General features: G+C 37.5%; 22 protein-coding genes, 1 tRNA gene and 1 other annotated feature. Of the genes, 2 read left to right on the top strand and 21 right to left on the bottom strand.

Features of this window, described 5'->3' with window-relative positions; genetic code table 11:
* Window positions 1-17: 17 nt before the first annotated feature.
* The 7 genes from RBL01_RS09120 to rplU all read right to left on the bottom strand — a co-directional run bounded on the left by RBL01_RS09120 (window position 18) and on the right by rplU (window position 6854).
* On the bottom strand, window positions 18-821 hold the full coding sequence (locus RBL01_RS09120) for a PTS mannose/fructose/sorbose transporter subunit IIC (protein WP_002324432.1): 804 nt from the start codon (window positions 819-821) through the stop codon (window positions 18-20).
* 32 nt (window positions 822-853) lie between these two features.
* Complete coding sequence (locus RBL01_RS09125; RefSeq protein ID WP_002327173.1) at window positions 854-1843, bottom strand: mannose/fructose/sorbose PTS transporter subunit IIA; 990 nt, start codon at window positions 1841-1843, stop codon at window positions 854-856.
* A gap of 102 nt (window positions 1844-1945) precedes the next feature.
* Window positions 1946-2437 carry a mannose/fructose/sorbose PTS transporter subunit IIB gene (locus RBL01_RS09130; RefSeq protein WP_002289455.1) on the bottom strand — a complete coding sequence of 164 codons (492 nt, stop codon included), beginning with the start codon at window positions 2435-2437 and terminating at the stop codon, window positions 1946-1948.
* A 190-nt stretch (window positions 2438-2627) separates the two neighbouring features.
* Window positions 2628-5435 (bottom strand): sigma 54-interacting transcriptional regulator, encoded by a 2808-nt coding sequence (locus tag RBL01_RS09135; protein WP_172436870.1) that lies wholly within the window; start codon window positions 5433-5435, stop codon window positions 2628-2630.
* A 433-nt stretch (window positions 5436-5868) separates the two neighbouring features.
* Window positions 5869-6162 (bottom strand): 50S ribosomal protein L27, encoded by a 294-nt coding sequence (gene rpmA, locus RBL01_RS09140; RefSeq protein WP_002289452.1) that lies wholly within the window; start codon window positions 6160-6162, stop codon window positions 5869-5871.
* A 12-nt stretch (window positions 6163-6174) separates the two neighbouring features.
* A complete protein-coding gene (locus RBL01_RS09145; RefSeq protein ID WP_002289451.1) occupies window positions 6175-6519 on the bottom strand; it encodes a ribosomal-processing cysteine protease Prp in 345 nt (114 codons plus the stop codon).
* A gap of 26 nt (window positions 6520-6545) precedes the next feature.
* Entirely contained in the window at window positions 6546-6854 is a 309-nt protein-coding gene (gene rplU / locus RBL01_RS09150; protein ID WP_002289450.1) for a 50S ribosomal protein L21, read from the bottom strand.
* 19 nt (window positions 6855-6873) lie between these two features.
* Window positions 6874-6950: a sequence feature (ribosomal protein L21 leader region), on the bottom strand.
* Window positions 6951-7135: 185 nt separating this feature from the next.
* On the opposite strand from rplU, the gene RBL01_RS09155 reads away from it, so the two are divergent.
* On the top strand, window positions 7136-7777 hold the full coding sequence (locus RBL01_RS09155; RefSeq protein WP_002326491.1) for a uracil-DNA glycosylase: 642 nt from the start codon (window positions 7136-7138) through the stop codon (window positions 7775-7777).
* Between the two features lie 61 nt (window positions 7778-7838).
* Here the strand turns inward: RBL01_RS09155 and RBL01_RS09160 are convergent, their stop codons facing one another.
* From RBL01_RS09160 to RBL01_RS09180, 5 genes are all read right to left on the bottom strand, one after another.
* Window positions 7839-9470, bottom strand: coding sequence for a SulP family inorganic anion transporter (locus tag RBL01_RS09160; protein ID WP_002298016.1), 1632 nt, complete (start codon window positions 9468-9470; stop codon window positions 7839-7841).
* Window positions 9471-9592: 122 nt separating this feature from the next.
* Window positions 9593-9952, bottom strand: coding sequence for a DUF1304 domain-containing protein (locus tag RBL01_RS09165; protein ID WP_002323271.1), 360 nt, complete (start codon window positions 9950-9952; stop codon window positions 9593-9595).
* Window positions 9953-10110: 158 nt separating this feature from the next.
* Window positions 10111-10184 (bottom strand) — tRNA-Arg (locus tag RBL01_RS09170).
* Between the two features lie 308 nt (window positions 10185-10492).
* On the bottom strand, window positions 10493-11176 hold the full coding sequence (locus tag RBL01_RS09175) for an O-methyltransferase (RefSeq protein ID WP_002288107.1): 684 nt from the start codon (window positions 11174-11176) through the stop codon (window positions 10493-10495).
* 127 nt (window positions 11177-11303) lie between these two features.
* A complete protein-coding gene (locus tag RBL01_RS09180; protein ID WP_002327176.1) occupies window positions 11304-11822 on the bottom strand; it encodes a signal peptidase I in 519 nt (172 codons plus the stop codon).
* Window positions 11823-12032: 210 nt separating this feature from the next.
* On the opposite strand from RBL01_RS09180, the gene RBL01_RS09185 reads away from it, so the two are divergent.
* Window positions 12033-13877: a hypothetical protein gene (locus RBL01_RS09185; protein WP_307781096.1), complete on the top strand. Its 1845-nt coding sequence runs from the start codon at window positions 12033-12035 to the stop codon at window positions 13875-13877.
* 44 nt (window positions 13878-13921) lie between these two features.
* Here the strand turns inward: RBL01_RS09185 and RBL01_RS09190 are convergent, their stop codons facing one another.
* From RBL01_RS09190 to RBL01_RS09230, 9 genes are all read right to left on the bottom strand, one after another.
* Entirely contained in the window at window positions 13922-14926 is a 1005-nt protein-coding gene (locus RBL01_RS09190) for a lipoate--protein ligase (protein ID WP_002326494.1), read from the bottom strand.
* A 10-nt stretch (window positions 14927-14936) separates the two neighbouring features.
* Window positions 14937-15677 carry an MBL fold metallo-hydrolase gene (locus tag RBL01_RS09195; RefSeq protein WP_002299607.1) on the bottom strand — a complete coding sequence of 247 codons (741 nt, stop codon included), beginning with the start codon at window positions 15675-15677 and terminating at the stop codon, window positions 14937-14939.
* A 69-nt stretch (window positions 15678-15746) separates the two neighbouring features.
* The gene (locus RBL01_RS09200; protein WP_002288098.1) at window positions 15747-16550 is read right to left on the bottom strand and encodes a DUF975 family protein; all 804 of its coding nucleotides are present in this window, start codon (window positions 16548-16550) and stop codon (window positions 15747-15749) included.
* Window positions 16550-17632 (bottom strand): M42 family metallopeptidase, encoded by a 1083-nt coding sequence (locus RBL01_RS09205; RefSeq protein WP_002288096.1) that lies wholly within the window; start codon window positions 17630-17632, stop codon window positions 16550-16552. Before RBL01_RS09205 ends, RBL01_RS09200 begins: the two co-directional genes overlap by 1 nt.
* Window positions 17633-17772: 140 nt before the next feature.
* Complete coding sequence (gene dltD / locus RBL01_RS09210; protein ID WP_002288094.1) at window positions 17773-19041, bottom strand: D-alanyl-lipoteichoic acid biosynthesis protein DltD; 1269 nt, start codon at window positions 19039-19041, stop codon at window positions 17773-17775.
* A 2-nt stretch (window positions 19042-19043) separates the two neighbouring features.
* Window positions 19044-19277, bottom strand: a complete 234-nt coding sequence (dltC, locus tag RBL01_RS09215) for a D-alanine--poly(phosphoribitol) ligase subunit DltC (RefSeq protein WP_002288092.1) — start codon at window positions 19275-19277, stop codon at window positions 19044-19046.
* Between the two features lie 44 nt (window positions 19278-19321).
* The gene (gene dltB / locus RBL01_RS09220; protein ID WP_002327178.1) at window positions 19322-20527 is read right to left on the bottom strand and encodes a D-alanyl-lipoteichoic acid biosynthesis protein DltB; all 1206 of its coding nucleotides are present in this window, start codon (window positions 20525-20527) and stop codon (window positions 19322-19324) included.
* Complete coding sequence (gene dltA, locus RBL01_RS09225; RefSeq protein ID WP_002317605.1) at window positions 20524-22038, bottom strand: D-alanine--poly(phosphoribitol) ligase subunit DltA; 1515 nt, start codon at window positions 22036-22038, stop codon at window positions 20524-20526. The genes dltB and dltA overlap by 4 nt, the downstream gene beginning before the upstream one ends.
* Window positions 22039-22048: 10 nt before the next feature.
* On the bottom strand, window positions 22049-22198 hold the full coding sequence (locus tag RBL01_RS09230) for a teichoic acid D-Ala incorporation-associated protein DltX (protein ID WP_002288113.1): 150 nt from the start codon (window positions 22196-22198) through the stop codon (window positions 22049-22051).
* Window positions 22199-22380 lie beyond the last annotated feature (182 nt).

A 22380-nucleotide genomic window follows, 5' to 3' on the forward strand; every position in this document is an offset into this window, starting at 1 on the left:
ATTTTCCTCCTTCAAGATTAATAGTCATTCAAAATGTCGCCTAAAGGGTCACCAGAGTTGCTTCCGCCTCCATTATTTGATGAACCACCCATTTTAGAAAGGTTCAAGTAAATAAGAGCTAATGCAACACCTAAAGCACCTAGAGCAATCAATGTTAATTGAGAAATTGCAGCTACAACGAAGCCGATAATGAAGAATGGCCATACTTCTTTTGTAGCCATCATGTTGATTACCAAAGCATAACCTACAGCTACGACCATTCCCCCACCGATAGCCATACCATCTGTTAACCATGCTGGCATTGATTCAAGGAATGATTGCACAGTTTGTGCTGGGATAAATAGCAATGCTGCTGCCGGGATCGCAATACGAACCCCTTGTAAACACACAGCAATGATGTGCCACATTTCAACCGTACGGATGTTTCCTTCTTCAGCAGCCGCATCCATCAAATGAACGATTGGAACAGCGATTGTACGTACGATCATTGTTAAGAACAACCCTGCAACAGCCAAAGGAACGGCAATCGCGATTGCAGAAGGAACACCTTTAACACCTTGTCCACCTAAAACTAAAATAATTGCTGATGCTACTGATGCTAATGCAGCATCTGGTGCTACAGCGGCACCGATATTTGCCCAACCTAAAGCGATCATCTGAAGCGTACCGCCAAGTACGATACCAGCTTCGAGGTTACCGGTAACTAAACCGATCAATGTACATGCCACTAGTGGTTGATGAAATTGAAATTCATCAAGAATACCTTCCATACCAGCTAGAAAGGCAACTAATACGACTAAAATTATTGAAATAATAGACATGATAAGCCTCCTATAAATTTTAATATTATTTATTACGCTTTTGCTAATTCAGCTTTTGCTTTTTTCAAAATATCATCCATGTTATCGCGTGAATCATTAGGTACTTTACGTACATCGAATTTCACACCTTTTTGTTCAAGCTTCTCAAACGCTTCAACGTCTTCTTGTCCCATAGACAATACTTTACTTACAACGACTTTACCAACCGAATGCGCCATTGACCCAACATTTAATTCTTTGATTTCTACGCCACCTTCAACAGCTGTCAATACGTCTTCAGGATTTTCAAATAAAAGCAATGCTTTGGTATTTCCAAAACGAGGGTCTTTTGCCACTTCGATCATTTTGCTAATAGGAATAACATTTGCTTTTACACCTGGAGGAGCAGCTTGTTCGATTAGTCTCTTACGCAGATCATCCTTTGATACTGCATCTGAAACAACGATAATACGGTTTGGTTGCACTGCTTTTGTCCAAGCTGTCGCAACTTGTCCATGTAACAGACGTGAGTCAACACGTGCTAATACATATTTGATTTTCCCGTCTCCGACCACAGTTCCTTCTGGAAGTGCTCCTTTAGGTTGTGCGTCTTCAACTGCTGCTTTCGGTGCTTCTGCCGGTTCTAATTCTTCCGGTTTTACTTTTACACCGTCTTTTGCTGTTTCAATGATATGTGCTGCAATTTCATGAGCAGATTCCATTGAAAAGCGTGATGCGTAGGCTTCAATCAACATTGGTAAATTCAAACCGCTTACGATTGCCCATTTATCTTTGTGCTCTTCGAATAATGTGTTTGATTGATTGAACGGTGTTCCGCCCCATAAATCAACTAAGAATAACACTTCGTCTTGATTATCAAAAGAAGCAACCGCTTCTTCCAATTTGGCTCTCAAGTCATCTGGACCTTCACTTGGTTTCAAGATCACGGCTTTGACGTTTTCTTGTTCGCCAAAGATCATTGAACCGGATTGTAAGATTCCTTCAGCAAATTGTCCATGACTTGCTAGGATAATCCCTACCATATTTATACCTCCTATTTACTTTTGTTGTAACAAATTCAAAAATATTAATAATTGCTAACCATTACAACAGAATTATTTGACCTTTTCCAACAACCATTCTTGCTACACCTTTTTGATTTTCGCTAGTAGTTCCATCAAAAGGATTTTCCTGTCAGCAGGTACTTTTCGAATCTCTAACTCCACTTCTTGACTGTTCAAGTAACGAAAGGAATCAATATCTTGTTGATTTACTGAAACAAAATTGGTAATCATTGATTTGCCTTCAGTAAAACTCATACCGCCGATATTCAACGACTTCAACTGTACACCGCAGCGGACAACCGCTTCAACATCTTGGGGATTGGTGAATAAAAGCATCACTTTTGCTCGTGATAATAATCCACTATGATAGATTTGAATCATTTTCTGCACGGTTATTACATTTGCTGTGATCCCCGGCGGTGCAGCTTCTTTTAGTAGAAACTTTCTCAATTTATCTTGAGCAACTACATCGCTGATCACAATGATACGTTCAACACCTGTTTGCTTCGACCAAACTGTTGCGACTTGCCCGTGGATTAAACGATCATCTATACGTGCCAATCGAATATCCATCTGCAAAACTCCTTCTTCCTCACTACTTCACAGAAACCCCTATCATTTCTGTGTGAACAACCACCTCCTAGCACACACTACTATAAGCAAAAAGCGTGCCAACTTTTTTACGATACACTAATTGAATTTAAAGGATTCTTAACCAATACACAAAAACGATACACTATAAAAGTGTATCGTTTTTGTGTATTCATGGCACAGTGTATTCTTTTTTATCTAACTGATTATGGACTAGACGTAGCAGGTAATACATTTCTTCTATCGGCACTTTTACTTTTATCTGATCTTCTAACAGAACAACTGAAGTTGCCAATTGGCTATAAAGAGGATCATTCGTTGTATTTGTCAATTCGTTTTCTTCCACAGTCAATGGTTCATTCCGAATAATACGTTCGATCATTCCTGCTGTGTGCATCACTAGGTTGATTTTGAATCCATATTCTTCATCGCCGATTCCCGTCGTCTGAGAGATTTGTGTAGAAAATTGCCACATTGGATCGATTAACTTACTACCATTAATAAAGATGAAGTTATCAGAGATAAACTCAACACACGTATTTTTAGCTGACTCTTCATCTAGGAAGATGAATTCAGTTTCCTCCAATTCTGATTCCATCAGCAACTGATCCAAAATGACTTCGATATTTTGATCAATAAAACGTTCTAAAGGAATAAATGGGGCTTGGATATTCAAATCAGTAATCCCAGTAGTAGCTATGATCTGATATTCTTTTTGGATAACTGGCAGTTCTTCTTTCACTTCCACAATCGACAAAGCTAGAACTTCTAATTCTGTTTCTTGACGCTTGTTTACCGCTCGTTCGATCAATTCTTTGATTCTTTGTGCTGTACCTTCGCCAGATGCGCAGATAGCCAAAACAGCTTTTTTCTTATGAATAGGTTTTGCTTCCTGAACAGATTCTACAGAAGATATTTCTGCGTAACCTCGAAAATTTTTCAATGATTCATGCAACATATCTAGATCTGTCCCTAATACTGAGACCTTTCGTACAGTTTCCAAAACTAGAGAAGTTGTTACCATATCAACAGTACGTACTGGAATCCCAGTGTCTCTTTGAATTTGCGAATTAAACGACGCAAGGGACCCCATATCTACTAAGAGTATGACCCCGCTTCCTTCATCTACTTCTTGTACATTGCGTTCAATTCGATCCAATGCTGTTTTCGGATCCATATCCAAAGGCATGTCTACTGCTCGTACGTTCTCTGCATCTAACAACTGTTGGACAACTTGGACCATACTGCTTGCTGTGCTGTTTCCGTGAGCTGCAACGACTACACCGATTCTGCCGCTTGCTTGATTTGCCCGTAACGAGACGAGTAGAACGGTCAAGTAATAGTCTTCACTTTCTGGAATCTCCACTTGAAAATACGTTTCGATATAACTACGCACTTCTTTCGCAACAGCATATTCATCTGGAAAATCAAAAGCCATCTCACGGATGTTATCATTCGTATGCCGTTCTTCTCCTAAGTTGATTTTTTTCAAAAAAGAACTGATATGCAAGCTCATAGCATAAATAAAGTTTTGCTGAAACTCATATTGTAAAGATCTTTTGACCATTACATAAATCTGATTGGTCACTTCTATGATTTTCGGATCTACAAATTCTGCTAATTTGCTGTCTGCATTAAAAGAAAAACCATGGTCTTTATAGAAAGACTTCAGATGGATGTTGATATCTGTAGAAATGAAATGATTGATTGCTTCTTGATCCAAACCATCCGACTTCAGTAAAGCTGCTTTATCTCCGATGATATCATATAGATTATAAGGTAACTCATAGGAGTCCGATTGGATTTTCATGATCGTATCATTTGGTGCTACAGTTATCTTTGGCTCCAATATTTTAGAAAGCTCTGCCATTGCACTGCGGTTGCTTGCTAATTGAATCAATCCGCTACGAATCCCTTCTGTCAAATCATCGATTGTGATCGAGATTTCGGGTGATTGCATATGATTTAGAAATCCTCGTGCACATACTAACTGGATATTTGACTTCAATTGTCCTATATTTCCATAGGTCACACTGCCGATCAATGCTTTTGCTACATCTTCTGTCAAAGAAATCTTTCGCTGCGTGCGGTTTGCTTCGTGGGCAATCATGATTTTTACTAAATCGACTTTCTCATTTGCAGGACGTTTTTCAAAAGCCGGAAGTTTGATATTGATCGGGATACGCCGAACAAAAGTTTCTAATAGAGAAGAACCTGGGTCTTCTGTGGTCGCACCTACGATCCGTACATTTGCTTCATGGGATTTCGTTGTTTCCCCAAGACGACTGTAAGTTCCGTGATCCATAAAGTAAAAGATCATTTCTTGTCCTTCAGGTGGCAACCGGTGAATCTCATCCAAAAACAGCATACCGCCATCCGCTTGATCGATAATCCCCATTTTTTCTTCATCTGCGCCTGTAAAAGCACCTTTTGCGTACCCAAATAAATGACTCATCAAAAGCTCAGGGTTATTGGCATAATCAGCACAATTGAAAACAATCAGTTCCGTTTCCTCATCTATTACATGATGCGCTTTTGCAAAATGATACATCGCGTGTGCAAAATAAGTCTTTCCTGATCCGGTAGGTCCTGTAATCAAACAATTTAATCCTCTTGGCGGATACAAAATCGCAGCTTTTGCCTGTTCCACTGAATTTTTCATGCTGCCGTTAGCTCCAATGATTTTTGCAAAGATATCCTTAGTATCTATTTGGAGTGTATTTTTTTCTTCAGAGACCGGCGTTTCTTTGTAACTGACTACATGTTTTGTAACTGGCTTTACGTGCGTAACGAGTGTTTGATATATGTAACGTACTGGTCGTCCGTCTGTCTTTATCAGTTTTCCTTCGCGCACTAGCTGATTCAGATCTTTACTGCTATTTGTTCGCTGAATCCCTAACACTTCAGCAATTTCCTGTGTTGTTACTCCTTGATCATATTCTGCCTTTGTTAAATGAGCGGTTTTTTCTTTGACATACATATAAATTCGGTCAATGCGTTTTGCCAATGGTATCGCTCCTTTTCTATAGACTGTTGTACTTAGGCTTCAAAACATAATACTATGTATTTATTTCTGTTTCGTCAACTATTTACCTGATTTTGTTTTGTTGATAACAAGCGAAGGGACAAGCGTAATGAAGATAAAAGAACACAAAATATCAATTACATTTTTATATCGGAAACAAGAAAAAGAACACTATTCATCCTACAATGATGCTCCTGATAGCAAAAAATAACGCTTTCATCAATAAAAACAATAGTTATCAAAACATCCTGATTACAAGATGGCAAAAAAATATTAAGTGTAAAAAGACAAAGTAAACTTCGTAGCCTCCACTACAACTTTTATTTTTATAAACAAAAAAAGGCTGTGACAAAAGTCTTGTCACAACCTCTTTAATCACAAGATTCAATTAAGCTTCTTGAGCTACTGGATAAACAGACACTTGTTTTTTGTTACGGCCTTTACGTTCGAAACGTACTACGCCATCAACTTTTGCAAATAAAGTGTCGTCTCCACCGATACCCACGTTTACACCTGGATAGATTTTTGTACCGCGTTGACGGTAAAGAATTGATCCACCTGTAACTGTTTGTCCATCAGCACGTTTAGCACCTAGACGTTTTGATTCTGAGTCACGGCCGTTAGATGTAGAACCGCCACCTTTTTTGTGGGCAAATAATTGTAGATTCATAGATAACAACATGGTCTGCACCTCCTATTTATCATTAATTGTTTTAATTTGGATATATTCTGAGTTTTCAGCTTCTATCGATTGTAATCCTAATAAAAGATTTTCTAATAGAATCTCAGCAATATTGTTTTGTTCTTGTGTCATTCCTGAAGTGACTTCGGTATAAAGATAACCGCCTTCTTCTTCATTCATTTCAACAATCGGCTCAAAACCGGCTAATGAGGCAATCCCGTTGACAGTGCTGATCGCTAACGCAGAAACACCTGCACAAACGATATCACTTCCATAAGGACCAGCATCAGCATGCCCGGTCAAAGTGAATGAAACGATCTGACCTGCGTCATTTCGCTTAAATGTTCCTTTGATCATATATAGGCCTTCTTTCTCAAACGCTATTAAGCGTTGATCGCGTCGATAACCACTTTTGTATATGGTTGACGATGACCTTGTTTACGGTGTGAATGTTTTTTAGGTTTGTATTTGAAAGTAACGACTTTCTTTTGTTTGCCGTGTTTTTCAACAGTACCTTCAACAGTTGCACCTGCAACAGTTGGAGCGCCTACTTTTGTAGATTCGCCGCCTACTAAGATAACTTCGTCAAAAACAACTTTTTCTCCTGCTTCAACGTCAAGTTTTTCAACATAGATTGCTTGTCCCACTTCAACTTTTACTTGTTTACCACCAGTTTTAATAATTGCGTACATGCTATAAAGCACCTCCTTCTGATATACTTAGACTCGCCATCCGAAGTGACAGCATATGCTGTGCTTATTACTTGTTCTGAGCGGTTGTAGCTGTGGAGTCCACAATTACAACAGTACTAGCTTACCAGAACAGCAACCGTTAGTCAACTAAATTTAAAATCAAAAAGTAAAACAAAAATTCAAGCAATACTTCTGATTTTCTATCCTCCCAGTTCTACCAAATAAAATAGTCGCATTGTGTTTCTTTTATTCTTATAATAAAAGAAAAAGGAGGAGCATAAATGGAATACCCAAAAGAACTGATACAAGAAGCTTCTTTAAGAATGAACGGCCGTCCTGTAGAAGGATTTGTTGCTGGGCAAGGACCTCTTCATCCTAAACTGATGCTCGTGGGAGAAGCCCCAGGGAAAACAGAGATTGATACGCATGTTCCTTTTAGCGGTCAAGCTGGAAAAGAATTGATGCAGGCACTTTCTTCAACTGGCTTAACACGAGAAGAGGTGTATATCACCAGTGCTGTAAGGAGCCGCCCGTATCGCGTGACTCATCGGATCAATAAACGGACACAACAGTCAGAAACTGTTTACCCAAATCGGACACCTACTCGTTCCGAAGTATTTGCGCATGCACCAATATTGGATTACGAACTGATGAAGGTCCAGCCAAAATTAATTTCGACACTTGGAAACATTGGTCTTCAACGTTTACTTGGCAAAGAATATACGGTTACCAAAAATCATGGTCAACTCTATACAGGGCCTGTCTTACAATTAACAGAACAAAAGGATGCCTACGAATGGTCAGAAAAAAACTATCGAATTCTTCCACTTTTTCATCCAGCAGCTATTTTCTACAATCGCTCCCTTGTACCTGTTATCCATCAAGACTGGCAAGTACTAGCTTCACTTTTACAGCAAGATTAAAAAGAACAGACAAGACCATAAAATCTTCAGTTTACAGTCTTGTCTGTTCTTTTTCATTGTTTTAACGGCTAATTGCAGTATATTTCGCATGTAAAGCTGTCAACGCATGAGCAACTGTTTGATGTTGATGCGTGAATGTATGTTCCCACAAGTGAGAAAGTTGTTTTTCTACTTCTGGCTGCAAGGAAGTATAGATAATCGTTTGTCCTCTTTGCTCTGCTTTTTCTTGAAATTCATCAAAAACTGCACGTGCCGTCAAATCAATACTTGGTACGCCTCGCATGGAGAAAATGACACCATCGTGATGATTTAGTTCTTCCAATTTATTTTTGAGTTTTTCTGAAGACATAAAAAACAGTGGACCACTAATATACACTACTGTCCAGTTATTCAGCTTTTCCGTTTCTGGCAGCCCCATTCTTTGCCAATCGATCGTTTCTAATGAAATCGTGATAGCAGCGCTTTTGACAACAAAAAATACACAGCCGCCGATCACCCCGATCACGATAGCAATACTTAAATCAAAGATAACTGTACAAATCATCGTAAGGATAAACAATAGAACTGCTGACCAATATTTATTAGTAAATAGCTCCTTGATCGTTTCCCATTCATTCATACGCCAAGCCGTCACGATCAAAACACCTGCAAGTGCTGGCATTGGAATCTGTGACATCACTGGCGCAAAAACAAGCATGGAGAGCAGTAAGACAACTGCATGTATCATACCAGCTAATCTAGTTTGTGCACCAGATTTGATGGCCACGCTTGTACGGGCGATGGCCGCAGTAGCAGGAATCCCGCCAAAGAAAGGAAGCAACAGATTTCCAATTCCTTGCGCCATTAATTCTTGATTGCTATCTAAGGGCTTATTTGCCATTCGGCCAGCCGAAGCACCACATAGCAAGCTTTCAATCATTCCTAATAAAGCAATGCTAATAGCTGGAACTGCCACTTGTTGCAAGGCAGAAAAGCTAAAATCTCCCATATTCAAACGATTACTACTGATCAATGTTTGTGGAATCTTACCCACAGTTGCTACTGGTAAATGGAACAATAGCATAACTGCTGTTGCCAAAATGATAGCCAGCAGCGAACTAGGCATTCGTTTCGCCCATTTTTTTGGATAGATAAACATCCCTAAAATGACTAGCCCTCCCATGATCAAAGAGGCTGTGTTTATCGGAAATCCTATCGTTTGATAACTACTTAGTTTTTCAATAACGTTTGTACCTTCCGAGTGAACACCAAATAAATTATCGATCTGACCTAATGCAATAATGATAGCAATACCTGAAGTAAACCCCGTAATTACGGGTGCTGGGATAAAAGAAGTCAGTGTTCCTAATCGGAAAAGTCCTGCTGCAAGTAAAAATAGACCCGCTAAAAAAGTAGCAAGCAATACACCTTGCATTCCCTTTGTTGCCGCAATAGACATCAAGATAGCTGCCATCGCACCTGTCGGACCTGATATTTGATAAAAACCGCCTGATAAACCGCCAATAACGATACCGGCAATGATAGCCGTAATCAAACCTGCGGCCGCATCAGCTCCGCTTGACACCCCAAAAGCCAAGGCTAAAGGCAATGCTACAGCAGCTACTGTGATCCCAGCCAAAAGATCTTTCTGAAATCTTGAAAGATCATAACCTGAAAATTCTTTTTTTAGTGAGGAAACATAATTTTTGAACACCTATCTAACTCCTTTTTCATGAAATTTTCTAAAATACCATTCATTAGAATATCATATTTCATGAGATAAAGTAATATTTTTCACAAAGTTTCCTGTTAGATAAATTCTTATTTTTTCTATATTTATAAGAAAATAGAAAGCAATGCCAACAGAGCTAGCCCACCTTGTTTGAGTAAAATCCAACGATCGCTAGTCAAACTGCCATATAATGCAACAAAAAAAATAGATATTAATAGCATACTTGTGATTTCTTTAGATGCAGAAGAAAGATAAGCTCCATAAAGTAGTCCCACTCCTAATAGTCCATTGTACACTCCTTGGTTCTTAAACAATGTTTGAACAGATTTTCTGCTTAACTCTTCTTTACTCATTTTAAAAACCCTACTTGTCGTGTCAGAATCAGTTCTCACCGTTTCGATATACATGATATAAAAAAATTCAATTGCAACTAGAGTCACTAAAATTTTCGATAGTATCGTCATATCTTCTTCCTCTTTTCTGATGAATTTTATTTTTTTGCTCCTTATAATTGTACTCGATAAGGATGTTTTTTTATTTTATTTGCCTTTGAAAACAAACAATATTGGCACAAAAAACAAAGAAAAACCGTTAGAAACCTCAGTTTCTAACGGTTTTTTAGCGTCACAGGAGGGATTCGAACCCCCGACCGTCCGCTTAGAAGGCGGATGCTCTATCCAGCTGAGCTACTATGACAAGAATCAGCGGAACATCAATAATTATAGATAATTAAATTGCTTCTGTCAATACGAAATAGTTATTTAATTAGCAAATAATGAATTATTTTGGCCCAACTACTAAATCAATCTTTTAAAACGAGACATTCTCCTTCAGCTGTTCTAAGGTTATCAATTGAAAACAGGAGCTACATTGACTTCATGCTACTCCTGTTTATTTAGATTTCCTGTATCCTTTAATTGACTTACAAATATAGAAACTTTTACATCAAGTTCGAATTGAGCCCTCGATTCAATCGATTATCTACAGGCTGCCATAATCATGTATCACAACTCAATTGTTTCTGATTCCTTTGTCATTAAGATCACACCATCACCTAATGGCAAGATTGTCGATGTCAAATCGGGATGATCCATCACAACACGAAGAAATTCATTTAATTTACGATGGATAGCTCGTTTGCCACGGGGAATCTCTTCATCTGGGAGCAAGATCGTTCCTCCTTGGAAGATGTCATCTACCATCAAAACGCCACCTTTTCTTAACAAACGTAAGCATTCAGGTAAAAATTCAATATATTTTGATTTTGCACTATCCATAAAAATAAAGTCATACGGACCAGACAACTCCGGCAAGATATCTGCTGCTTGACCTTCAAGCAAAGTCACTTTATCTGTCAGTCCTAGACGTTCATAGTTTTTTTTAGCTTTCTCGATCATGACATCGAAACGATCAATTGTCGTAACATGAGCGTTTTCTCCGATTGTCGTGGCCATGACACTTGATGAAAAACCGATAGCTGCTCCGATCTCCAAGATTCGTTCAGGCTGAAGCTGTCCAAGTAAAAATTTCAAAAATACAACTGTTTCATGGGGAATAACTGGTACTTCTGCTACATGAGCTTCTTCTTCCAGTTTGCCTAGCTCACCCGGTAATTTTTTTTGCTGGGTACGCATAAAATCCAATAGTTCTTCTTTGACTACAGGACGATGCATCATTTCATTGCGCATACTACTCCTCCTCTTTACACATTATACGAACAACTGACTAAATCTACAAGCTGCATGAGTGTTTTCTCGTGTTTCATGTTCAGAAGAGTCGTTGGATCTCTGGAATACATTTATGTTTTTAACATTCTTACAACAATTTCTGTGTTCGTCTCCGCTTCTTTTTCAACTCTACAAAAGTATTCCATGCTGTGATTCCTGTTAGGCAAAAAGCAATCGTAAAGAATAACCCCTGAATCCATGCAAATGCCGTTTTTGAAAGGACTAGTCCAATATATGGAATCTGAAAGATGGGACTACCGATAATATTTCTCTTTTTTACTACTCCAGGCTCAATATAAGTCTTTGTATCAGCTTTTATATAAAAATCTTCGTGGTTGTTTTCAACGGCTATTACACGACGCGTCGAGATTTTTTTTCCTGAATTTTCATAATATGTAATAATATCTCCGACTAAAATCTCATTTGTATTTTTCGGTCGTACATATATCAGATTTCCTTGTGCGTAATATGGACTCATTTCTTTGTCCTTAATAATATAAGGAGTCAAACCAAAAATTCGGGGAACCAAGACGACGAGAAGAATAAGAATTAAAAATATAATCAACGTTATAGAACTTATAAAAGTTATTTTTTTGTAATCAGGCATCGTTTTCAACTTCTTTCTTTATTCAATCCTTCTTAATCATATAATAACGATAAATTTTTTCAAATTATAGCTGTAAAAATGTTTCCCTTTAATAATTACATGTTTCTAATTCTATTTCCTCATCTTTATCTCATTTTTTATTATAAATAATTGACGTTAGTTTAAAAAACGTTTACCCTAACATTACAAGTTTTAGAAAGGAATACCTTTATGGCTTTTTTTAATAACATATATAATAAAAAAGAATCTTTTTATTTACGTATAAAGTGGAGCATAATCATTATATTATCATTGTTATTTTTAACAGGAATTGCTTATTTCTTTTATTTTATTTTTTCTCCTGCGGACAGCAATCAAATGAAAGAAATAAAAGATTCGTGGGTTTTCTATACAAAAGATGATCCTGATTTTAAGTTTGACAGCAAGTACACTCGTACGATTCCTACCGTGGATAAAGACGAAACATTCATTATGGAAACGACACTTGAAAAACCGTTGGACGAAGCAAATTTACTAATCAAAGGAAACCATCAATGGATTACTGTATATCTAGGCGAAAAGATTTTATACCAACGGAAAAATTATCAGGAAGAAAGCAATCCCGGACTCTCATTGGCTGTGATAGATTTACCAGCAAATTATATCGGAAAAAAATTGACCCTTACAGTCTCATCTCCTTATCAGAACTATGCTGGACTGCCACCGAAAGTTTATCTAGGAACAACTGGACCATTGATTAGTTTTATTTATTCACAATCAGTGCCGCAAGTATTGACGATGATAATCGCTGTTTTTATCGCTATAGGGACCTTTTTCTATACGATCTACTTGATGTATAAACAAAAACGTCTTGAATACTCACTTATTCTCTTAAGTTGCTTTGCTTTGGCATTAGGATTTGAAGCTGTATCAGAAGATATTTTAAGTGGTATTCTTTTTGAACCATTCGTTCATTCTTTTTTATCTCATTTATTTATTATCTTAACGTCAGCTTTCATCATCTGCTACTATTGGAGCCGAATGTTTTACTATAAAAAATGGTACGGAATTTTTTGTACGTTCCAACTTTTGATTTTTATCGGCGTTCTGCTTTATGCAACTTTTACTCCTGCAGAACTTCCTGAATTAATGCCGATTGCTAATATTGCTAGTGTTATAAGCACTTTAGTCACTTCACTTGCATGCATTGGCGAAGCATATAAGAATAACCGTTTTTATGTAGCTTGTACACCTTGGATCGTCTTGGTAGCCATTATCCATTGCTTGATTTACATCCAAACGGCATTAGGTATCTATCAAACAACGATCAATTGGTCTACGATTTTATATATTATCATTCTAATCGTTATTATCAGCTACAATCTAATCGATCACATCTTAAATACCGACAAAGATCGGAGACAAGTAGATTTCTTAAAAATCAAAAATGATTTGTTGGAGCAACATTATGAGCAGCTTCGACAGCATATCCAAGAAGTAAATACACTTCGCCTGGAATTTGTCCAAGAGATGGAGAATCTGCAAGATTTAATGCATACGGACCAAACAAAAGCTAAAAACTATGTGGAAAAGATATTAGAAGAAGCAAAAAATTTCGAAATGCTGTGTTCTTTTTGCAACCACCAGGTGACAAATCTTATCTTAGCGCGTTACCAGAAGTTAGCTGCCAAACGGAATATTCAGATAACCTTCCAAGCAGATCTTCCCGAAGAACTTCCTATCAACGATGACGATCTGGCTCAACTTTTGATCCACGCTTTAGAGCATTCCTTTAGAGAAACTCATGCCATCGAAAATCCACTGTATCGAAAAATTTATTTGTCGATACACGAACAAGAGGAACATTTCGTCATTTGTTGCGAACATAGTGCACATTACGATACAAACCTATTTAGTCGAGGCATCACAGAAGAATTAGATGATCAGGAACGTTTTGACTTAATGATGATGAAAGACGTAGCGGATCGTTACACAGGAACACTAACGCAGGAAAAAGATACTTTCATTGATCGGATCACTGTTCAACTCTCTCGAAATTACCCGAATCCTGTATAAAAAATAGCGGAATCCATATATGTGGATTCCGCTATTTTTTATTTTCAATAAAGTAAGGTAAGCAATTCTTCTGGTTCTATCGCACCAAAATATTTCTTCACATCAATTTGGCTGACTATTTTTGATAGAGATGCTTTATCATATTTCTGTCCAACCAATTTTTTTTCCACGTCAGAGATATCTCCTAGTCCGAAGAAATCGCCAAAGATTTTTGCTTCTTTGATCATTCCTTCTGAGACATTCAAATGGACTTCAATCGAACCGATAGAAAAACGTTTTTGGCGAGAGAAATTGAAATCTGGAGACTTCCCGTAATTCCAATCCCAATTTCGATAATATTCCTCAGAGATTCGATTGATTTTTTTCCAATCTTCATCAGTCAATTCGTACGTTTTTACTTCTTCTACTGACTCTACGCCGAAAATTTTCAACAAGATTTCTTGACGAAATTCTTCTGTTGTCATTTTTTGCTTTTCTTCTGGAAGAAATGGTTTGATATTCGTTACACGAGAACGGATCGATTTGATTCCTTTTGATTCGATTTTGTCTTTTTTTACTTTTAATGCATTGACTACTTCATTGATATCAGAGTCGAACATAATTGTTCCATGAGCAAACATCCGACCGTTGGTAGCATACATCGCGTTGCCAGAAAATTTCATGCCATCAATGACTAGATCATTTCGGCCTTTCAATTCCGCCCCAGCAACACCCAATTCATGAAGTGCTTGGATGATTGGCTGTGTTACTTTCGCAAAGTCACGGAATGAATCCCCATCATCAGGCATGATAAAACTAAAGTTCAGGTTTCCAAAATCATGGTAGACAGCTCCGCCTCCACTTAAGCGACGGACAACATGAATGCCATTTTCTTCCACATAATCTCGATTGATTTCTTCAAGCGTATTTTGGTTTCTGCCGATGATGATTGAAGGTTCATTGATATAAAAGAGCAAAATAGGTTCATCTAAAGGCATTTCTTGCAGCAAATATTGTTCAATTGCTAAATTGATTCTTGGGTCGTTGTTTTCATTTGGTACAAAAATCATGTTCTTCCTCCTAAATGTTAAACACTTTGTCAACTGCAGCAAGTTCTACATCAATCCCTTTACCTGCTGCCTTTTGCGCTTCATTTTTCAATTGTTCTAAATCACCAAACTGAGGTAGGTGTGTAAGTACAAGTTTCTTTACGTTAGCTGATTTCGCAAGTTCTCCAGCTTCTTTTGAAGTGAAATGGGCATGATGATGTTCATTTCCTTCAAAAAGATAGGTATCTGCTAGAAACAAATCAGCATCTTTCGCAAAATCAGCGAAACTTTCCAAATAACCTGAATCACCTGTAAATACGAATACTTTCCCCGTTGTTTCTTCTACGATACGCATGGCGTAACATACTACTGGATGGATTGTTTCCATAAAAGTAATCAGAAAAGGACCAATTTTTAATTCTTCAGCTTCAAAATAAGGATGTCCTTTTGAGACATTTTCCATCGTCAGTTCTTCAAAGTGAATGGAATCTTTTGTGTGTCCATAAATTGAAAGCAATGTCTCCGGATTTCTCTTAGGATGAAGTTGCCAGTAATACTGTAATACACCAAGGTCAGCAATATGATCATGATGATAATGGCTAAGGATCACAGCATCTAGATCAAGTGGATCAAGGTGTTCTTGTAATTTGATCAGCGTAGCACTACCTGCATCGATCAACAAATTGAACCCGTCAGATTGAAGCAAATAACCTGTTGTCCCTTGATTTTTATAAGGATACGCTCCTAAGCATCCTAAAACAGTTAATTTCATCGTACATTCCCCCTCAAAGATTTATCCTACCACAAAAGTTATTTTTTTGATGAATAAACTGCTTACATGCTAAGTAAAATAGGCGTCTGGACCTCCTTTTTCAATCCGTGCTTGTTCATAAAATTCTGCAACTGACACATTCACATAAACAATGACCCACAAAAGACCGATGAACAAAGCGATTGCTCCTAGCAAATACCAGCCGATAAAAGACAGCTGCAACAAAATATACGTACCAATTCTATCTTTCAATAAAAACCAGCCATATTTCAAACATTGAATAACCGACAAATCAGGATAGTCGAACTTTGTCCATGCAGCAAATTGGAATAAACCGCCAACAATACTCATGATGAGTGCTGAAACAAAAATCATCCCTATCATCGATAAAACAAAGCTGATATCAAGAAAATCTTCTGGCATGACACCCGTAGGTACCGCATTTGAACTGAAAAGCAGCTGCATATAAGTACTCACTCCGCTGATTAAAAACATGGGCAGAAAGATTAAACTGTTGAGTAGCCAGTTGATGACTGAATTGATCAAATTGATGCCAAGTATCGAACCAAAATACTTTCTTTGGAAAACTGAAAATAAAAGGTTACTTTTTGGTCTGCCACCCCGTACAACTACTAGCGCAATGTAAAACAATGCATAGTTGAATGCGAATAAAAGTAAATTATCGACTAGAAAACTCAATAAGTGCTGCTGCATGCTTTCTTCCGGAAAAGGACTGAAACCGTCAAAAAAGTTCTGGATGACGCTCGTAAATATTATAGATAAGAAAACAAGCCAAGTATTGATTCCCCATTGATTTTCCAAAGAAACTCGTGCTTTTTTCCGATATTCAGAAATAGGTATTCTATTATTCATTATTCATAACTCCGAATTTTTTCAACTGTTTCACTATCAAGCCGTTTCACTAATTCTGTGACTAGTTTCACTGTATTCAAATAATCATCTTCATGAATCACTGATGTATGGGAATGCAGATAACGAACAGGAACGGTAATGGCTACAGACGGAACACCATCTCTTGTCAAATGCATTTGTCCTGCATCAGTTCCTCCGCCAGAAATCACTGTATATTGGAATGGAATATCCATTTCCTCTGCTACATCAATAACAAAATTCAATAATTTTTTATGCGGGATCATAGATGCATCAAAAATCAAAATCTGTGGGCCTTTTCCTAAAATCGAATCTGCTTCTTTTGGTGTCATTCCTGGAGTGTCTCCTGCTGTACCAGTATCTAAAGCAAAAGCAATATCGGGATTTACAAGGTGTGTACTTGTTCGAGCACCTCGCAAGCCTACTTCTTCTTGCACATCGCTTCCTGCGAATAAAACATTTGGGTGTGCTTCTTTAGATAGATTCTCTAATACTCGCAGAGAAACAGCTGTCCCGATACGATTATCCCATGCTTTTGCCAGTAAATATTTACTGCCATTCATTCGTTTGTATTCAATATATGGAGTGACCATATCTCCAGGACGTATGCCCCACTCTTTGGCTTCTTCTTGGCTTGATGCGCCAATATCAATGAACATATCCTTTATTTCATAAGGTTTATTTCTTACTTGAGGTGTTAAAACATGTGGTGGTTTGGAACCAATCACACCGTGGACGATTTTCCCTTCACGTGTTTTGATTTCAACTTGCTGAGCAAGCATGACTTGCCCCCACCAACCTCCAAGAGTTTGGAATTCCAAGAAGCCTTTTTCGGTTATTTTTGTTACCATAAAACCAACTTCGTCCATATGACCAGAAATAAAGACCTTGGGGCCTCCGCCAGCACCATGTTTGGCAATCACACTGCCTAAACCGTCATAAAAAATATCATCAGCGAATGGTTTGGCATATTCTCTGAATACTTCTCTTACCTCTTCTTCATTTCCAGGTACTCCTTTTGCAGAAGTTAAATCAATAAGTAGCTGTTCTTCTTTTGTATCCAAATGTTTTCCCCCATTTCTATATTCATATTGTGATTATACCATTGCTTATGATTTTTGTTCAGGCAAACTTGGTATTTTTATCTTTTATTCAGAATATTCAAAAATAAAGAAAACAAGCGAGCAACACTCGCCTGTTTTCTTTATTTTAATTGTAGTTTATCTGGTATTTGATGTTGCCAAGATTTGCTAAAAAAAGCATCGTCAAGATGATACTTACTAGCAGTAATATGATTTTCTTCTAAAAACGGTCTGATCTGTTGATCTGCAGCCAACCAGCCTTTCCAGCCTAGATGGATCGTGTCTTCCATAAAATAGTTGGTACCCGCTTGATTGACAAAATCAGCTATTCGATTGAATCCTTGGCTATTTAATTGAAATTTGATCTTTTTGGCAAATCCTTGTAACATTTCTTGAGATAGTCCGGTATAATCGCTCCATTTCTCGTTAACCGGTGGGATGATGAACAATACTTCGTTATGGTTTTTTGCTAATTGATCCAAGACCAGCTGAAAATCAGAAAATTCTGGCGAAAAACGATAATCCCAATTTTTTTGTGACTGTTTGAGCTCTGGCTCGTGGGCTCGGATACGATGCGTATAAAAATCGTTTTTCAACCCGAATGGATTATTCGTCGTTTCTCGTTCTCCAATTTGATTTGCTAAAATGGATAATTCTGTTTCTTGGTATTGTTTTGGTAATCGTTTTGACTCATGATCGATTTTTTGCTGTCGATCTTTCAACCCAATATTGCTGAATACTTCATCCTCTCTCTTCAGCATGTTCCATTGGCTGCGCAGCTGATTCAAAGATTCAGGTAAAGGTAGCTTCCCTTTTTTGATCGTTTGCAGAATCGCCGTCAACGTATCATTCTCTTTTACTTTTGAGAAAGTTAATAATCTTCTAGCTAAATAGCGATCAGCAGGCGTTACTTTCTTCATTGAAAACAACCAGTCGTATGTTTGAAGTTCAGAATAATACGTATTAAAGTAATCAGTTTTTACACCATTTTTAACGAACCACTGAGGAGAAATAATAAAGACGACTTTCTTGTTTTTCATAGCATCTCCTGCAGAACGCATCATCATATATTGGCTTAACGATTGTGTCCCGGGTGCTCCCAGCAAAAATGGACGATAGTTTCGCTGGTATTTTTCTGCCAGAACAGACGGATGAAATGGACTGATTCTGCTTAATTCACTTGAGCCAAAAAAAGGAATATATTGTTTTTCAGATAATGCATAATTTTTTATCGCATCTCCTTTCAACACGTTCACTGACATGGAAGAAGAGGCACGTCTAATCGTTTCTGGATTAGAGATATCTACTTGATAGGAGGAGGTAAAAAACACAAACAGTAAGCCAACAGCTAAAACAACCGGGCCGAAAATAGCAAAAAGTTTCTTTTTCATACTCAACCCTTCAATGCAGTTGCTTGTTGAATGATTTTATTCGGTGTGCTCCAATCCTCTCGCTCGAATTCAGATACAGGGACTTGGATATCCAGCTCTCCGTCTAGCTCGACTAATAATTGAACAGATGCTAAAGAATCAAGCAACCCTTCATCAAATAGATCAATATCACGATTTTTTCTTACTTCATCTGTTCCTGTTATTTCTTCTAAGATTGATAAAATTTGTTCTTCCATTTTCCTTTTCTCCTTTGTTATATAAATTAATATGTCACTATTCGTTAGCTAAAAAAAAGTTTATCTAAAAATCCTGAAAAAATCAGGAAGCTAAAACATACTGCTTGAAATGTCAAAAATACGGCTAAGCCATGCGTAAATTTGTTAGAAGGCAACTGATCTTTATGCTTCTTCTTAAATCGGATCCATGCATCTGTCAGACAGATCAGACAAGCATGATACAGTCCATATACGATGTAGTACCATGTCAATCCATGCCATATACCCATTAGAAGAAACAAAGCAAAATAACCGATATTTGACATTACGATCTTGCTTTTAAAAAATTTTTTCTTCATCATGAAGAACATCAATCGCATATATACATAATCACGGAACCAAAAGGACAGCGTCATATGCCAACGATTCCAGAATTCTTTGATATTCCATGATAAAAAAGGTTTATTGAAATTGATTGGTGTCTGATATCCCATCATGTAGCTTGTACCGACTGCAAATAAGCTATAGCCAGCAAAATCAAAAAACAAATACATACTGTACACGTACATATAACCTACTAATGCCCATGAAATACCACCATGCTGTAAGGCAATGCGTCCCACTACAGGAAGCAGTACTTGACCAAAATAATAACCGATAATGAATTTATATAAAAAACCGACAAAAATATTTTGGACGCCTTTTCCCAAAAGATCAACATATTTATCACGAACAGGCGGATGGAGCTGATCTTTTTCAAATCTCCTATAGCGATCGATTGGTCCAGAAGAGATTGTTGGAAAGAACAGCAGAAACTGGATATAACGAAATGGCTTATATGTTTTGATCATGCCATCTCTTATTTCCATGATCATTTGTACAGATTTAAAGGTTAAATAAGAGATTCCTAAAAAACCAAGTAACGATGCTTTTCCATGTTCAAAAAAAGGAGTCACTTTCGTTAAAAACAGTGGAATTATCGCTAAAATAACGGCGGCAAAAAACCATCCTGTCTGATTTTTCCTTTGCCGATAAACAAAATAGCCCCATACAAGTATCGTCTGCCACAAAACATACCCAATCAGCGCCGCTCCCTGTTGCCAATAATTACCTCCAAAGCTGACAAATAAAAAGAAAAGTGTCACTGCTGATTGATAAACTGGTAATCTTTTTTCCCATATCAATAAAGATAGAACGATCGGTACAAGCGCAATGGCTAAAAGAAAAAAATAAAACGGCTCTGCATAAGGGATCATATGAGGTAACATCATTCAGGATTCACCTCAGCTGTTAATTTTTTTCGATCGATTTTTCCATTAACTGTCTGAGGCAGCAGATCGACATAATGGAACTTCTGAGGAATCATATAATCCATCACAACTTCTAGTAATTGTTCTTTGATAGATTTAGTCAACTGAAAATCCGGCTGTTTCGTTTTGTCTTCTAATACGACAAAAGCAACCAGCTGCTGTACTTTTGTTCCTTGGTATTTTGGTACGACGACAGCTTGTTTGATTCGGTTGTCTTGGAGCAGATAATGTTCGATATCCCCGAGTTCAATCCGGTATCCATGTAATTTGACCTGCTGATCCATACGTCCTTCATAAAATAAAAGCCCATCTTCATCTAGTCTACCTGCATCCCCTGTATGGTAACTTGCTAAGTCATTTTGACAAAAGAACGCAGCAGCTGTCTTTTCGGGATTGTTCAGGTAACCTTTTGATACGCTTGGTCCTGCAATAATGATTTCACCCGTTTCTCCTTTTGAAACAGGTTTGCCTTCTTGGACAATAGAAACTTTCGTGTCTTTTTTTACGTAGCCAATCGGTAGTCGGTCATAACTATCTAGTACATGCTGGTCAATCTGAATACTTGAAATAGCTACAGTTGCTTCTGTTGGACCGTAAGTATTATATATCCGTGCATTTGGGAATCGATCAAGTAGACTTTCTGCAGTTTTTTTCGTCAATTCTTCTCCGCAAAATAAAAACATGTCCAATTCCGGCACATTTTCTCCATTGAATGTAGGTTCCATCAAGCAAATATCCATAAATGATGGAGTAGAAACCCACACATTCAACTTCAAGGCTGGCAATGTCGCGAATAATTGACGAAAGTCTTGAACAACTGCTTTATTTAACGGCTTCAGCATTCCGCCAGAAACTAATGCAGGATAAATAGAAAATACCGATAAATCAAAAGAAAATGGCGCTTGGGCTAAGAAATGCATACCAGGCTTGATCCCAAAGTCTTCCATCGTCCATTGAACAAAGCTGACTAGATTATCATGACTGATTTGTACGCCTTTTGGTTCTCCAGTAGTACCAGAAGTAAAAATAATATAAAAATTTTCTGTACCTTTTACGCTATTTCTGGGATAAAATCCTACTGGTATCTTCTTGATTTCTTGAAATTCTTTTTTTGTTATGACAGGAACCGAAGGAATATCTTCTATCCAGTCCCCGATACTGATGACCATAGATGGTTTAGCCACCCGAAAGATCGACAGGATACGCTCCTTGGGTGTATGCTCTTCAATCGGCAAATAGGCATGGCCAGATTTGACAACCCCTAGAAATGAGACAATCATTTCAAACTCCAAATTGCCAAAAACGACAATTGGTCCATCGCCTTCTACCTTTTTTTCTAAATAATAAGCAAGTGCGTCTGATGCTTGTTTCAATTCACCAAAAGTATGCGTCTCATCCGCCTGATAAGCAACTCGATCAGGTTCATTTATTCCCCAATCATCGATTGCTTCAATAATCGTTTTGATTTCCATACTCTTCCTCCTAAAATTCGTTATAGATAAAAGTTCCTCCTTGAATATTTTTATAGTGATACAGATAAATCAGGAACAGCAGTACTGCACTATAAAAAATTGTTCGAATGATGAATTTTCCCCAATAATTCAATTTTGGATTAGAACGCCATTTGTTCATTGGATTCCCTCCTCATATAACCTCACACAAAGTGTAACTAATTTTGACAAAAAGAAACATGTGTCTAGCTTACAGAAACCGTTTTTTTACTAACAGTTTTGTCACATAGCTTTTATAAAAATAGCACATCAAATCACTGCTTTTTTCTTTATAATTTCTCGTACTTTTAAAAAATATAAAAA

It is taken from the genome of Enterococcus sp. SB12 (assembly GCF_030910025.2).
In the GTDB taxonomy this organism is placed as follows: Bacteria; Bacillota; Bacilli; order Lactobacillales; family Enterococcaceae; genus Enterococcus_B; species Enterococcus_B faecium.